General features: G+C 69.6%; 13 protein-coding genes. 7 read left to right on the top strand and 6 right to left on the bottom strand.

What is annotated here, in order from left to right; genetic code table 11:
• Nucleotides 1–85: 85 nt before the first annotated feature.
• The 4 genes from ON29_RS12135 to ON29_RS12120 form a co-directional block, all read right to left on the bottom strand.
• On the bottom strand, nt 86–562 hold the full coding sequence (locus ON29_RS12135; protein ID WP_040866407.1) for a DUF3237 domain-containing protein: 477 nt from the start codon (nt 560–562) through the stop codon (nt 86–88).
• A 2-nt stretch (nt 563–564) separates the two neighbouring features.
• The gene (locus ON29_RS12130) at nt 565–1,011 is read right to left on the bottom strand and encodes an ester cyclase (protein WP_040866332.1); all 447 of its coding nucleotides are present in this window, start codon (nt 1,009–1,011) and stop codon (nt 565–567) included.
• Between the two features lie 86 nt (nt 1,012–1,097).
• Nucleotides 1,098–3,101: a serine/threonine-protein kinase gene (locus ON29_RS37465; RefSeq protein WP_085994871.1), complete on the bottom strand. Its 2,004-nt coding sequence runs from the start codon at nt 3,099–3,101 to the stop codon at nt 1,098–1,100.
• A 246-nt stretch (nt 3,102–3,347) separates the two neighbouring features.
• Nucleotides 3,348–4,601 carry a PucR family transcriptional regulator gene (locus ON29_RS12120; protein WP_040866331.1) on the bottom strand — a complete coding sequence of 418 codons (1,254 nt, stop codon included), beginning with the start codon at nt 4,599–4,601 and terminating at the stop codon, nt 3,348–3,350.
• Nucleotides 4,602–4,726: 125 nt separating this feature from the next.
• On the opposite strand from ON29_RS12120, the gene pruA reads away from it, so the two are divergent.
• The 6 genes from pruA (at nt 4,727) to ON29_RS12090 (ending at nt 12,760) form a co-directional block, all read left to right on the top strand.
• On the top strand, nt 4,727–6,364 hold the full coding sequence (gene pruA, locus ON29_RS12115; RefSeq protein ID WP_040866330.1) for an L-glutamate gamma-semialdehyde dehydrogenase: 1,638 nt from the start codon (nt 4,727–4,729) through the stop codon (nt 6,362–6,364).
• Nucleotides 6,364–7,323 carry a proline dehydrogenase family protein gene (locus ON29_RS12110; protein WP_040866329.1) on the top strand — a complete coding sequence of 320 codons (960 nt, stop codon included), beginning with the start codon at nt 6,364–6,366 and terminating at the stop codon, nt 7,321–7,323. Before pruA ends, ON29_RS12110 begins: the two co-directional genes overlap by 1 nt.
• 91 nt (nt 7,324–7,414) lie before the next feature.
• Nucleotides 7,415–8,860 carry an amino acid permease gene (locus tag ON29_RS12105; protein WP_040866328.1) on the top strand — a complete coding sequence of 482 codons (1,446 nt, stop codon included), beginning with the start codon at nt 7,415–7,417 and terminating at the stop codon, nt 8,858–8,860.
• A 127-nt stretch (nt 8,861–8,987) separates the two neighbouring features.
• Nucleotides 8,988–10,397, top strand: coding sequence for an amidase (locus tag ON29_RS12100; RefSeq protein ID WP_040866327.1), 1,410 nt, complete (start codon nt 8,988–8,990; stop codon nt 10,395–10,397).
• A 399-nt stretch (nt 10,398–10,796) separates the two neighbouring features.
• The gene (locus ON29_RS12095) at nt 10,797–11,438 is read left to right on the top strand and encodes a GntR family transcriptional regulator (protein ID WP_040866326.1); all 642 of its coding nucleotides are present in this window, start codon (nt 10,797–10,799) and stop codon (nt 11,436–11,438) included.
• Nucleotides 11,438–12,760 carry an MFS transporter gene (locus ON29_RS12090; protein ID WP_083863394.1) on the top strand — a complete coding sequence of 441 codons (1,323 nt, stop codon included), beginning with the start codon at nt 11,438–11,440 and terminating at the stop codon, nt 12,758–12,760. Before ON29_RS12095 ends, ON29_RS12090 begins: the two co-directional genes overlap by 1 nt.
• Here the strand turns inward: ON29_RS12090 and ON29_RS12085 are convergent.
• Together ON29_RS12085 and ON29_RS12080 are read right to left on the bottom strand one after the other, a co-directional pair.
• Nucleotides 12,675–13,106 (bottom strand): nitroreductase family deazaflavin-dependent oxidoreductase, encoded by a 432-nt coding sequence (locus ON29_RS12085; RefSeq protein WP_040866404.1) that lies wholly within the window; start codon nt 13,104–13,106, stop codon nt 12,675–12,677. The genes ON29_RS12090 and ON29_RS12085 overlap by 86 nt on opposite strands.
• Nucleotides 13,107–13,199: 93 nt before the next feature.
• Nucleotides 13,200–13,607: a TIGR03668 family PPOX class F420-dependent oxidoreductase gene (locus ON29_RS12080; RefSeq protein WP_040866403.1), complete on the bottom strand. Its 408-nt coding sequence runs from the start codon at nt 13,605–13,607 to the stop codon at nt 13,200–13,202.
• A 175-nt stretch (nt 13,608–13,782) separates the two neighbouring features.
• Between ON29_RS12080 and ON29_RS12075 the strand changes: the two genes are divergently transcribed.
• Complete coding sequence (locus ON29_RS12075) at nt 13,783–14,199, top strand: hypothetical protein (RefSeq protein ID WP_157172754.1); 417 nt, start codon at nt 13,783–13,785, stop codon at nt 14,197–14,199.
• Nucleotides 14,200–14,956 lie beyond the last annotated feature (757 nt).

Raw genomic sequence — 14,956 nt, 5'->3', positions numbered from 1 at the left:
ATTTTCCCGAGAGGGCGTTCGCTGCGACGTCACATCGTCAACGCGCGTGTGCCGTCGTGGTTGACGTAGACGGCAGGTTTCGATGTCAGACGACCTCGAAGACTCGGTAGGCGATGCCGCCCTCGACCGGATACCCCGATCCGACGCAGACGACGTCGTTGAGCCACAGATACTTTCGCGCACCGGTTTCGAACACCGGCGTCGTGCGGAAGTAGTAGCTCCCGGGATCGACGAGGTGCCGCGTGGCCGGATCGCCCATTCGGTCGCGCATCTCCTCGGGGATGGTCCACCGCCCACCGTAGGTCAATTGCACCAGGGCGTCGTCGTCGGTCCGCAAGGTGAGCCGGACGTCGAGCATCATGCTCCCGTCCTGCCGGAACAACGCCCAGTCGCCGCCGCCCGGCAGCACCACGCCGCGCAGCTTCGGCCCTTCGAACGACCCACCAGCCGCGCCGAACAACACCCGTCCCTTCCCGATGTTCAGCGGCGGCGCGAGATCCACCACGATGTCGAACAGCTGCCTGGTCTCGATCCCCGCGACATCCCTGACCCGTGCGTCCATGATCATCTCCCGCCGAACAGCTTCTGCCGTACCGCGTCGGTGGATACACCCGATTGGGCGCACAGCTCCGACAGATCGAAGTGGAAGTACTCCCCCGCGATCAGCCCGTCCGCGAACGCGAAGCGGAGGAACACCGGCAGTTGGGCCCGCCGGCCATTCGGCTCTACCCCGAATCGGTTGCCGGTCAGGGTCATTCGCGCCGTTCCCCAGCAGACCAGCGTCTCCCCTTCTGCCGCGTGCCCGCTCAGCTCGACGTCATAGTCCGGAAACGACGCGAAGAAGGCCCGCAGCGCGAACTCGTTCGCCTCCAGCCCACGCGCCACCGTCCCGAACGCCGGCGCTTCCAACACCATCCCGTCGTGCATGAGCCGCAACGCCGCAGGGACGTCCTGCCTGCTCTTGACGGCGGCGAGTTCCGTCGCCAGGTCCATCATCCAGCCACTATCCATGCACAAACTATACGGTCGTCCGTATTTATTGTCTACAGGAAGAGCGCAACCGCGCCGCAGCTGGACCGGCGCCGGTGGCCGAGGCGCTAACCGAAGTACCGGTGGAACCACGCCGTCAGCTCGGCCTCGCTCTTCGGTCCCTGGTCCGGGTGATCGGCGCGCAGCGCGCAGAAATGCCCGGCGATGCCGAACTTCTGGTGGATCAGGAACAGGCAGCTCGGGCCGAGCGCGGGATCGGTGTTCGGATAGCAGAAGAAGCGGCCGAGGACGTTGCCGTTCTGCCGCCAGACGTCGTCGCCCATGTCGCCGCGACCGCACACATGTCCCGAGAACTGCCCGCGGTTGGCCTCGTACAGGTACATCGCGGACTCCTGGTCGGGGAACCCGTAGAACTCCGCGGACGGGAATCCGATCTTGGTGCCGCAGGCCAGCACCGCGTCCACCGGACCGGGCGGCGGGTCGGAGTGGCGGCAGTTGGCCGGGCCGAAATCACCGGCCAGATGGTTCAGCACAGCGCGATCGGCCTGCGTGAAATAGTCCGGATCGCGGGCGAGATCGGCGGTGCGGAACGAGAAACCGTTGCGTGCGGCCACATAGTCGCGGTACTGCTGCTCAGCAGGCTCCCAGATGTACACCGCGGCCGCCAGCGCCCGCTCGTCCGTGACCAGCAGCGCGGGCCGTGGCGCGGTCGGATCGTCCACCTTGCTCAGGAAACACGACTTGCGGCCGACTTCCGCGCCGTCGCGCAGCATCGGTCCGTCCGTCCCCGGCGGGTCGCCGGGGCAGTTGCGTCCTTGCAGGCCCGTCAGCAATGCTGAGGTGTAACCGCGCAATTGGTCGACGTTGCGGAATCGCAGGAATCGCGCCGCGGGATCGCTCGCGGCCGGATTCGCGGTGCAGAAGACGACGGCGGCGGTGGGCGGGTCGGGGTCTTCGTGCACGCAGTTGGCGCGTTTGTAGCCCGGCGGGCCCACCAGCGACAGCAATTCGACGTCCGGGCCGTTCGGAGCGCTCGCGTCGGGAACGGCGATGCCGGTGTTCGGCCGGGTCGCCTCCCAGCCGAAGAAGCCGAGGGTGGCGGCGAGCAGGACGACGCACAGCAGGGCGAGCACGCGCAGTACGCCGCGGCGGCGTGGTCGCTCGCCGTTGTCGCCGCCCGGCTCCGGTGGCGCGGCCGTCGCGCCCGACCGGTCCGGTGGTGGACCCGCATCGGTCACCGCGCCACCCGCCGCGGAAGTCGCCTGCGTGGGGGCTTCGGCCACCGCCGCCTGCGCGGCCGCCCCGAGTTCACCCGCGGTGGCGTACCTCGCCTGCGGGTCCTTGGCCATCCCGCGCGCGACCACCGCGTCCAGCCGGGCGGGCAGTCCGGGACGGCACGAGTGCGGCCGCGGCGGCGGTTCGAACAGGTGCGCCGAGATGATCTGCGCGTCGGTGTCCTTCGGATACGGCCGCGAACCGGTCAGGCACTCGTAGAGCACGCAGGTCAGGGCATAGATGTCGGCGGCGGGGGTGACCACGCGGGAGTGGAACCGCTCCGGCGCCATGTAGTGGAACGATCCGATCGCCGATCCGTCGCTGGTGAGACTCTCCCCGGTGGCCGACTGGGCGATCCCGAAGTCCACCAGGTAGGCGAAGCCATCCGGGGTGAGCAGGATGTTGTCCGGCTTGATGTCCCGGTGCACCAAGCCGTCGGCGTGCGCGGCGTCCAGCGCCGCGGCGACCTGCCGGACGATCGCGACCGCCCGCTCCGGATCCAGCGGCGCCCGCTCGGTCAGCAGCGCGCGCAGGCTGTCGCCGCCGACCAGGCGCATGTCGATGTAGAGCCTGCCGTCGATCTCGCCGTAGTCGTGGATCGGGATGATGTGCGGTTCCTGCAACCGCGCCGCGACGTGCGATTCGCGCCGGAACCGTTCCCGGAACACCGGGTCGTCGTGCAGCCGCTCGGGCAGCACCTTCAAGGCGATGGTGCGGTCCTTGACGGTGTCGTAGGCCTCGAATACCTCCCCCATGCCGCCACGACCGATCAGGCGATCCAGGCGATACGGCCCGAACCGCGAACCCACCTCGAGCGTCTGACGTCGCGTCGTCATCTCGTCCTCCGTGACGGGGACCCGGAGGGTGTCCGGCGCGATCCGAACCGGACGCCTCCCCGGGGCCGTGACCCGGGTTCCCGCGCTCAACTGTAGGCCGCGCGGACCCCTTCGGCAGGCGTATCGCGCAGCGGGCCGGTCAGCCGCCGGTTCGCCTTCCGGGGCACGTCTACGCAGGTCCGAAGCGCGGCCGGGCACCGCACCGGTACCCGTTCGGCGAGCGTGACCGGGGTAGCGCCACCGCCGTCACCCCCGCGCCTCGGGCGGGCGCGGGCGGCGATGCAGGGCGAGCTGGATCTGCAACAGCAGCCGGTCGGCCGGGTCGTCGAGGTTCATGCCGAGAATGTCCTCGACCCGGCGAAGCCGGTAGCGCAGCGTGTTCGGATGCACGCGCAGTGCCGCGGCGGCGTCGCGCACGTCGCCGTGTTCGCGCAGATAGGTCTCGACACTGTCGCGCAGGCTCGCGGAATGCTTGCGGTCGTAGTCCAACAGCGCGTGCAGCCGCGGATCGTGCAGTTCCGTCCGTGCGCCGACGAGATCGAGGGTCTCGCCGAGCAGCACAGCGGTCCGCGCCTCGGCGAGGGTGGTCACCCGGCTTCCCGGCGATGCCGCGTCGGTGCGGTCCAGGACCCGATCTACCTCCGCGCGCGCGTCGGCCACCCGGCCGAGATCGCTGACCGGACAGGCGATCGCGGCCCGCAGCGACAGCGCGCGCTTGGCTTCGAGCTGCTCGATCAACTGCCGTGTCCAAGCCGTCACCGCCTGCGCGGAACGGTAGCCGGGCAGCAGTACGTAGACGCGATCACCGATCGTGGTGGTCACCGAGTCACCGCGGAAAGAGCTGGCGCGCAGGCGCAGAACGCCGCCCACCGCCGCCGGCTCGGCGCCGGTCGCCCCCTCCCCCGCCATGAGCGCGAACCCGATCACCGCCGCCGGGCCGGTGGTCGGCAGGCTCAGCGCGTTCACCACGGCCGCGGCGTCGATCACGGGCCCGCTCGCACCGAACAGCCGCCGGATCAGCAGCGCCTCGGTGGTGGGCGTGTCGAGACTGCGGGAGATCAGGCGTCCCGCGAGGGCCGCCGCGCCGCGCAGGATTTCGGCCGCGTCCGGCTTGAACGGCCGGCCGCCCTCTTGCAGCCAGATCGCGCCGAGCACCCGAGCACCGCGCGTGTGCCCGTCCGTGGGACGCCGGATGCCGATCACCAATCGGCGCTTGATGTTCAGCTCCTCGTGCGCGGGCACGTCGACGACCTCGTCGGTGTCGCGCAGACGATCGAACACCCCCCAGCGCCGCAGCAGGGTCAGATACTCCCGCGGCCCCTCACGGCCGAGGATCGATCGCACCCGCAATTCGTCGGCGTTCTCGTCGGAGGCCGAGTACGCGAGCACATGCGACCGCGGGTCCTCGATCGACACCATTCCGCCCGCGTTGTCCGCGATCATCTGCGCCAGCGCGAACAGGTCGATATCCGCGGCGACCTGATCACCTTCCCCGGCCACGTTCCCGTCCTTCGGCCAACTCGACAACGCACTTGCCCCATCTTTGTCTGGTTGGCTCATTCTCCGGGCAGTTTTCCGGTGTTGACTTCACATTACCGGAAATTCACCTGATAGTAGGAGGTCTCATGGATGCCGTCGTGTCCCCGCCCCCGCCGGTCAACGAGCCGGTGGGCAGCTTCGCGCCGGGCACGGCGGAACGTGAGCGCCTACGGGTGAAGCTGGCCGAACTCGCCGCGACCCCGACCGACGTCGCCCACGTCATCGGCGGTGCGCATCGCCGCGGTTCGGGTGAGCGCGTCACGGTGGTGCAGCCGCACCGGCACGCCGCCGTCCTCGGCACGCTCACCACGGCCGGACCGGGTGAAGTCCGCGACGCCATCGCGGCGGCCGATGCGGCGGCGCCGGACTGGCGCGCGCTGTCCTTCGCCGAGCGCGCCGCGATCTTCCTGCGCGCCGCCGACCTACTGGCCGGGCCGTGGCGCGAAACCATCTCCGCCGCAACGATGTTGGGTCAGTCCAAGACGGCTTACCAGGCCGAGATCGACACCCCCTGCGAACTGGTCGACTTCTGGCGGTTCAACGTACACTTCGCGAGCCGGATCCTGGCGGACCAGCCGATCTCGGCGCCGGGGGTGTGGAATCGGGTGGACTACCGGCCGCTCGAGGGCTTCGTCTACGCGATCACGCCGTTCAACTTCTCCGCCATCGCGGGCAACCTGCCCACCGCGCCCGCGCTGATGGGCAACACCGTGGTGTGGAAGCCCGCCGTCACCCAATCGGTAGCCGCGTACTGGACGATGCGGCTGCTGGAGGCGGCGGGACTGCCACCCGGCGTGATCAATATGGTGCACGGCGCGGGACCCGAGGTGTCGGAGGTGGCGCTGGCCGATCACCGGCTCGCGGGCATCCACTTCACCGGGTCCACCGCGACCTTCCGGCACCTCTGGCGCACCGTCGCGGCGAATCTCGACCGCTACGACTCCTATCCGCGCCTGGTCGGCGAGACCGGCGGCAAGGACTTCGTGGTGGCGCACAGCTCCGCCGATCCCGAGGTGCTGAGCACGGCCCTGATCCGCGGCGCGTTCGACTACCAAGGCCAGAAGTGCTCGGCCGCCTCACGCGCTTTTCTCCCCCGATCGCTGTGGGATCGGATGGGCCGCGAGTTCATCGACCGAGTGGCCGCGCTCGGCTACGGCGACGTCACCGACTTCGGCCACTTCGGCGGAGCGCTCATCGATCGGCGCGCCTTCGTCCGGAACACCGACGCCCTGGCGCGCGCCAAGGCGACCCCCGGCCTGACCATCGCCACGGGCGGCCACGCCGACGACAGCGTCGGCTACTTCGTCGAGCCGACCGTCCTGCTCGGCGACGACCCGGCCGACGAGGCGTTCCGCACCGAGTACTTCGGCCCGATCCTGGCCGTGCACGTCTACGACGATTCGGTCCGCGGCTCGTTCGAGTCCACGCTCGACCGGATCGATCGCGGCTCGCCCTACGGCTTGACCGGCGCGATCATCGCCCAGGATCGCGCGGCGATCGGCACCGCGCTCGAGCGGTTGCGCTTCGCGGCGGGCAACTTCTACATCAACGACAAACCGACCGGCGCGGTCGTCGGCCAACAGCCGTTCGGCGGGTCGCGCGCGTCCGGCACCAACGACAAGGCAGGCTCGGCACAGAACCTGCTGCGCTGGACCTCCGCTCGCACGATCAAGGAAACCTTCGTCCCCGCGACCGACCACCGCTACCCGCACCAGGAGTTGTGATGGCCTTCTCCGGACTGCTGCGGCCCGCCGTGCTGGCGGCCTCCCGTTCCCCGCGCGTGGAGCGCGCGATCACCCGCATGCCGGCCACCAAGAAGATGGTCGACCGTTTCGTCGCGGGCGAGACCGAGCGCGACGCGGTCGCCGTGTCCTCGGCGCTGCTCGGCTCCGGCCGGTTCGTGAGCGTCGACTACCTCGGCGAGGACACCACCGATCTCGACCGCGCCCGCGGAACCGTCGCGCACTACCTGCGGCTGCTGTCGGCGCTGGCCGACCTGCGGGCCGTGGACGAGGCGCCGGTGCCCCGGCTGGAGGTATCGCTCAAGCTCTCCGCGCTCGGCCAGCGGCTTCCGCAGAACGGATACGCCATCGCGCGCGAGCACGCCTACGAGATCTGCACGGCGGCGAAGGCGGCCGGGGTCTGGGTGACCGTGGACGCCGAAGACCACACCACCACCGAATCGACGCTGGCGATCGTGCGCGAGCTGCGGCTGGACTTCCCCTGGCTCGGCACGGTCTTGCAGGCCTATCTCAAACGCACCGAGGAGGACTGCCGGACCTTCGCCGGTCCGGGCGCGCGGATCCGGTTGTGCAAGGGCGCCTATCGCGAACCCGCGGCGGTGGCCTACCAGAGCCGCTCCGCGGTGGACGAGTCCTACCTGCGTTGCCTGCGGATCCTGATGGAGGGCAAGGGCTATCCGATGGTGGCCACGCACGACCCTGCGCTGATCGGTGCGGCGCTGGGCCACGTGCGCGAAAGCGGCCGGAAATCCGGCGATTTCGAGTTCCAGATGCTGCACGGCATCCGCGACGCCGAACAGCGACGCCTGGTCGGAGCGGGCCATTCGCTGCGCGTCTACGTGCCCTACGGCGACCAGTGGTACGGCTACTTCATGCGCAGGTTGGCCGAGCGCCCGGCCAACATCGCCTTCTTCTTGCGTTCCTTCGGCCGCGACCGCTGAGCGGGAGAGCGAACTTTATTTTCTTCCGCTGACCGATCCCACCTCCCTGTGGTCGTATTGAGGTGAGCACGCAGTGGACGAAAGGACCGATATGTCCCTCGCGCGGTTACGCATCCAGATGACGCGCCGGAAACCGCTCGGTGCGGTCGAGGACGAAGGCGCTCCCGCGGACGAGCAGCTGTCACGGTCGCTTGGTCTGTGGCAGCTCACCGCGATCGGTGTCGGCGGCATCATCGGCGCGGGCATCTTCACCTTGGCGGGCGCGGTCGCGCACTCGGTCACCGGACCTTCGGTGTTGATCTCGTTCCTCATCGCGGGTGTGGCGAGCGCCGCCGCCGCGCTGTGCTATGCCGAATTCGCCGGGATGGTGCCCAAAGCCGGATCCGCCTACACCTACGGATACGTGTCGCTCGGCGAGATCGCGGGCTGGTTCATCGGCTGGGACCTGCTGCTGGAATACGTCGCGGTCGCGGCGGTGGTGGCCATCGGTGTGTCCGGGTACTTCAAATTCCTGCTGGAGCAGGTCGACATCACACTGCCGGATTGGATGATGGGCGCCGCGGGCACCGGCGACGGCCATGTCGTCGACGTGTTCGCCATGCTGTTCTGCCTCGGCACCGCCTGGCTGCTCTCGCGCGGCATCCGCAGCGTCGGCCGGTTCGAGACCGTCGCCGTCGGCATCAAGGTAGCCCTCGTCGTGCTGATCATCGTGCTCGGCGTGTTCCATATCGACAGCTCGAACTACACCCCCTACTTCCCGTTCGGCACCGGCGCGGTGTGGACGGGCGCGGCCACCGTGTTCTTCGCCGTGTTCGGCTACGACGCGATGAGCACCGCCGCCGAGGAGTCCACCGACGGCAAGAAGCACCTGCCGAAGGCGATCATCTATTCGCTGGCCATCGCCATGACGCTCTACGTGCTGGCCACCCTGGTGCTGACCGGCATGCAGAAATACACCGAGATCAGTCCGACCAGCGGATTCTCCACCGCCTTCGAGTCGGTCGGGCAACCGGGCGTCGCGAACATCATCGCGGTCGGCGCCATCGTCGGCATCGTCACCGTGGTGCTCACCTTCATGCTCGGAGTCACCCGCGTCTGGTTCGCCATGAGCCGCGACGGGCTGTTGCCGGAGTGGTTCGCCAAGACCCATCCGGTCCGGAAGGTGCCCACCCGGGTGACCTGGATCGTCGGCATCGGATCGGCGCTGATGGCCGGGTTACTGGACATCACCGTGGTCGCCGAACTGACCAATATCGGCATCCTGATGGCGTTCATCGTGGTGTCCGTCGCGGTGATCGTGCTGCGGCGCACCCGCCCCGACGAGCCGCGCGAGTTCCGCCTGCCGTTCATGCCGGTCGTGCCGCTGATCGGCATCGGGTTCTCGGTGTACCTGATCTGGTCGCTGCCCTGGGAGACCTGGGCGCGTTTCGTGATCTGGCTCTTCGTCGGCCTGATCGTCTACTTCACCTACTCACGCAACCACGCCGAACTCGAGCGCGCCCGCCCCGCCGCGGTGGAAGGTCCGGCGACGTCCTGACACGCCCATGGAACCGAACCGGCTCGCCAGGCGATATCCATTGCAGAATGGTCGTTCGACTGCATGAGTCGGGAATGTCGGCATCGGCGACGGCCGCGCGGCGCGAGCCCGGAAGGAGCGGTAGCGGATGGATCTCCAGGAGGTCGTCTCGTCGGGGGTGCTCGAACAGCGCGAGCTGCTGGTGCAGCGCGCGCTCACCGCGGAACAGTTGATCGAGGCGACGCTCGACGGTATCGATGCCGCCGCCGACCTCGGCGCCTTCACCCACGTCCTGCGGGACGAGGCCAGGGCCGAGGCCGTCGAGCGGGATCGCGAGCGCGCGGCGGGCGCCACGGTCGGTCCCTTGCACGGGGTGCCGGTCGCGGTGAAGGACGAATTCGACGTCGCCGGCGTGGTGACCACCTTCGGTACCAGAGCCAACTCCACGCCCGCCGTGGCCGACGCCGAAGCGGTGCGCAGGCTGCGCGCGGCCGGGGCGATCATCGTCGGCAAGACCGCGATGCCGGAATTCGGGCAGTGGCCGTTCACCGAGTCCAGCACCTTCGGCCTGGTCCACAACCCGTGGGACCCGCGCCGCTCGGCCGGGGGTTCGAGCGGCGGGTCCGCCGCCGCGGTGGCGGCCGGTCTGGTGCCGGTCGCGCTCGGCGGCGACGGCGGCGGGTCGATCCGGATCCCGGCGGCGTGCTGCGGATTGTTCGGCCTCAAACCGCAACGCGGGCGCGTGCCGATCGCCCCGAACGAGCATCTGTGGTGGGCGCTGGGGGTCGCCGGGCCGCTGACCCGAGGTGTGCTGGACTCCGCCGTCGTCTACGACGTCATCCGCGGCAGCAGCCCCACCGACCGGTTCCGGGCGCCGGATCCGGCGACCTCGTTCGAGGCGGCCGCGCGCGGACCGGCCCGGCCGCTGCGCATCGGCTACAGCACGAAATCACCCATCCCTCTGGTCAAACTCGATCCACAGCATGTCCGCGCCGTCCGCGACACCGCGAGGCTGCTCGCCGAGCTCGGCCATACCGTGATGGAGATCGACCCCGCTTACCCGGATTCCACGCACGCCTTCTACCCGCAGTTCTTCGGCGGCGTGCGCGCCGAATTGCCGGAGGTGGATCACCCGGAACTGCTCGAACACCGCACCAGGCAGACCCTCACACTCGGCGCCTGGGCGCGCAGGCCGGTCGTCGAATGGGCGATCCGGCGCGGCGAGGCGGTGGCGCGCAAGGCCGATCGCATCTTCACCGAGTGCGATCTGCTGCTGACGCCCACCATCGCGATCCGCCCGCCGCTACTCGGTGTGCTCGACGGGGCGAACACGGTGCGCGCTCAGCTCGCCTCCGTTCCGATGGTCGCCTACACCGCCATCTGGAACGTCACCGGCCACCCCGCCGCCTCCGTGCCCGCCGGTGTCGGCGACGACGGGCTTCCCTTGTCGGTTCAGCTGGTCGGCCCCACGAACGGCGAGACGACGATCCTCCCGATCGCCGCGCAGCTCGAGCAGGCGCGCCCCCATCCGCGTCCGGTTCAACGATCTGCCGGATGACAGACCCCCATTCGGTCGGCGCCTCGTAGCCGGGCCCGGCCGCAGCGCTCGCCCGCCGGAGAACTCACGGCAGGCGGGTTCGGCGAGGCGGCAGCACGGACGCGCGCCGTGATGCCGCTGATGATCGCCCGAACGCCGGGGCCGCCGCCGGGCATCGGCCACCAGCGCCGCGCGGCGGCGTGCCCTGGTACCGCGAGTACGGTCGCCGCCTCGTGATTTCGCGCGTCGGCATCGCACCACGTCGGCGCGGATACGGAGCGGTGCGTCGGGTTGAGACGGACCGGCGCTCCGGATACCCGCGGTGCTTCGGCACACGGTTGGGTGCCGCCTCCCGCGGAATGCCGGTCGCCCCCACACCCCGCAAACCCGCCGCGAAACCACATCTGTAGGATACAACTTGTGTCTAAGACGTATTCATCGGCTGAGCAGGCCTATCGCGCAGTGAAGGAGCGGATCCTCTCCGGCGCGCTGGCCGGGGGCGAGTTGATCAGCGAGGGCGAGATCGCCGCCGATCTGGGCACCTCCCGCACGCCGGTGCGGGAGGCGTTCCTGCGGCTGGAGACCGAGGGCTGGATGAAGCTCTACCCCAAGCGCGGCGCGCTCGTGGTGCCGATCCCGCCCGACGAGGCCGAGCATGTCGCGCATGCCAGGTACGTGGTGGAGACCGCGGCCGTCCGCAGCGCTACCGCGAACGACACCGGCATGCTGATCGAGGCATTGCGTTCCTCGATCGAACGGCAGCGCGACCTGGCCGCAGCGGCCGACCTCGACGGATTCGCCGTGGCGGACACCGACTTCCACCGCACCTATGTCCTGGCCGGTGGCAATCCGCTGCTGTCGGGGTTCTACGACTCGCTGCGCGAGCGCCAGCGCCGGATGAACAGCGTCGCCCTGCGCCGCGGCCCGGTCGACATCACCCGGATCATCGAGCAGCACGCGCGGCTGGCCGATCTGGTCGCCGCAGCGGACATCGACGGGTTCGCCGACGCGCTGGTCGAGCATCTGTCCGGCGTGCACCAACTACAACTCCGCGGCCGGTGATGGCCACACTCACCGGCACAGCACCCCGCGCATCGGTCGTCTCCGGACGGTGGCACGGCGTCGCGGCCGCGATGTTCGCGATCGCCTGGGGCGGAAACGAATTCACGCCACTGCTGGTGATGTACAAGAGCGACGGCCTGGCGGCCACGACCGTCGATCTGCTGCTGTTCTACTACGTGCTCGGCATCGTGCCCGCGCTGCTGATCGGCGGTCCGCTGTCGGATCGCCACGGCCGCCGCGCCCTGCTACGGCCCGCGCCGCTTATCGCCGCGACCGGATCGCTACTGCTCGCCTTCGGGTCGGGGTCGGTACCGATGCTGTCGGCGGGGCGGGTGCTGTGCGGTGTCGCGCTCGGGCTGGCGATGGCGGTCGGCGGCAGCTGGCTCAAAGAGCTGGCGCAACCGCCCCACGGTCCGCGGCTGCCCGCGGGCACGGGCGCGCGCCGCTCCGCGATGAGCCTCACCGGCGGCTTCGCCGTGGGCGCTTGCTGCGCCGGCGTGCTCGCGCAATGGGCGCCGTGGCCGAACTCCTCGGCGTACCTGATCAACGTGGGCCTGTGCTTGATCGCCGCCGTGTGGGTCAGGCGTGCGCCGGAAACCGTCCCGTACCGCCGCGATCCGCGCCGGCTCCGTGATGACCTGCGGATTCCTGCGGCCGAGCACCGCCGCTTCCGCATGGTGGCGATTCCGGTCGCCTTGTGGCTGTTCACTTCCGGCGCGACCGCGTACGCGGTACTGCCCACGCTGATGGCACCGCAAGTAGCCGCGGCGCCGATCGCGTTCTCCGCCGCGCTGTGTGTCATCACGCTGGGCTGCGGATTCGCGATCCAGTCCGTCGCGCGGCGGATCGACCGGACCGGCACCGCGCGGGCGGCCGTAGTGGCGCTGAGCTCGGTCACGGTCGGGATGATCCTCGCGGCGGCGGCTTCCGACCTGCTGACCCTGTGGGCGACGCTGGCCGCCGCCGTGGCGCTCGGGGCAGGCTACGGCATCGGTCTGGTGGCCGGGCTCCAAGAGATCGAGCGCATCGCCCGCCCCGACGATCTCGCCGGGTTGACCGCGGTGTTCTATTCGGCCAGTTACCTCGGCTTCGGCACTCCGGCGCTGCTGTCGTTCCTGCACGACGCCTACGGCCTCGGCTATCCGGCGATGCTCGGCACGGGCGCGCTGGCGGCGGCCGGATGCCTCGGCCTGGTGCTGCGCGACTACCGGGACCGACCGTCACCCGGCGGCGGGCTCACCCCTTCGGCGTCAGCAAAACCAGCGGAATCTCACGTGTGGTCTTCGTCTGATAGTCGGCGTAGTTCTTCGCCGCGGAGGTGACGCGGGGCCACAGCGCGGCCCGTTCCTCCGCCGTAGCCACCCGAGCCGTCATGGGCACCTTCGGACCGCTGCGCACCGATACGACGACGTCCGGATTGTCGCGCAAGTTCAAGAACCACGCCGGGTGCACGGGGTCGCCGCCACGGGAGGCGACGACGACGTAGGTGTCGCCGTCGACGACCGGGGCCGTGAGCATCACCGCGTGCGGCCGACCGGATTTGCGGCCGGTAGTGGTGAGTTCGAGCGACGGCATGCCGCCGAACTCGTTGCCCAGCTTCCCGAAACTGACCTTCAGCAGGGCGCGATGCACTGTATTCATAGTCTTCAGCGCGAAATTCGGGGGCATGCGATCCTCACGATCGGGTCGAGATTCGGTCCGGCTCACCGCCTCGCGGCGGGAGGCGGTGAATCGGACTCTACCCGAACCGGCGCGGCCCACTCAGCGCGCGGACCAGCCCGACCAGCGCGCCACATCGATGGCGATCACCGGCCCCGGGGGCGGCTGTCGTTCGTACTGGGGATAGCGCGCGGTCAATCGGCGGATCGCCGCTTCCGCCTCGGCGCCCTCCGCGATGCGGGCGTCTCCGTCGGCGCGGGACCACCACAGCTGGGTCCAGTCGTCACCGTAGCGGTCGACGAGCACGGTGACCGCCGGGTTCGCCGCGATATTCGCCAGCCTGCGCAGCGCGGTGGTCGTCTTCGGCTTCGCGTCCACGCTGGTGTAGATCACCTCGCCCGCCACGACGAACACGATGGGCACCAAATGCGGGCGCGCCTGCGCCGAAATAGTCGCCAACCGCGCGACCGGACTGGTCGCGAATCGTTTGCGCGCCTCCTCGGAACTCAGTCGCACACCCATCTCCTCGAGGCCGTAGTCCCCGTAAATCGGGGATCGAGTCTGTTCCCTCCCCTATGCAACCGGACATTTGCCGTGAAATCACGGCGATCGACTGCTCCCACGCTACGGTCGAGTGAATGTTTGACCCGTCAAGAGGCAAATATCCCAGAAGGTGGAGGCGGTCGTGGACATCGATATCACTGCCCGGCTGAACCTAGCGTTCGAGATGTGGGAGCGCGCGCACGGACGCCCGCTCGCCGACGATACGGTCGAGATGTGGGTGACCGCAGCCGGGTACGACCTGGAGCCAGGTTACCTCGCGAGCGTCCGGCGCGGACAGCTCACCACGCTGCCCGAGCAGGCTCGCGCCGGGCTGGCCCATGTGTTCGGGCTCGACCCCAACTACTTCGTCTTCGATCCCGGGCCCGATCGGGACGACGACGCCGAAGTGATCGCGCACCTGGACAATTCGGCCCTGCGCCGCCTCGGGCAGGCCGTGAACGGCGTGTCGCTGCGCACGCTGCTGTACCTGGAGTCGGTCGCCGAAGTACTGCGCGAGGCCGACGGCCTGCCTCCGTGCGAGCAGACCGCACAACTCTGATCGAACGACAGCGGCTCGGTTTCGGCCCCCGGCTCGGCAAGCCCGGCGGGCCGGCCACACCGCGGATTCCTCGGCGCACTCGCGCCGTACGCCACTCGCCGATGCGGCCGCCGAGCGCGCCGATGATCTGATTTTCCGATATCACGTCGGTATTACGGCTGCCCGCACGAGCGCAGGCCGCCGTCGGTGAATTCCAGGCAAACGATAATTCGGCAATTCCGCACCGGCCGCACTGCCGCAACGCGATTTTCGGACGTCGCCAGCGCAATCCGAGCATCGGCACGGCAGCGCGAATTTCCGCTCCTACCGCGCGCCTCCCGTAATCCATCCGAGTGGCGCCGCACCGCCCCTGCCGCTATGCTCGGGCCGCGAAGTTTCGAAAATGCTTGTCGGTCTGCGTATTTGGGGTATGGGGCACGCAGAGGGGGGGCAACGATGCCATTTCCCGGCGGTGAGCGCGAGTGCGGAAGTACTGAACTTGTCAGAGTTGTTGAATGCGGCGGCGAACGAGTCCGGCGAAGACCCTGTTCGCCGACCGAAACCGCCGTACGCGACATTGTCGGCCTGCGTTATCGCGTCCGCGGCCGTCGTGGCGGCGGCGGTGTACTACGCACCCGTCGAATTCCGGATTTCACTCGCCGCGGGCGCCACCGCAGCCGCCGTCGCCCTGTGCGCCGCGGTGACGGCGGCGGTCCACTTCCGCGGGGAGGCCCGACACGCCCGGCGGGATGCCCGCCGCGCCCGCGACGGGCGCGCG

The organism is Nocardia exalbida NBRC 100660, from assembly GCF_000308575.1.
Classification (GTDB): domain Bacteria; phylum Actinomycetota; class Actinomycetes; order Mycobacteriales; family Mycobacteriaceae; genus Nocardia; species Nocardia exalbida.
Note: the sequence above shows the minus strand (reverse complement) of the source record. Positions and strands in the feature narration are given on the sequence as shown.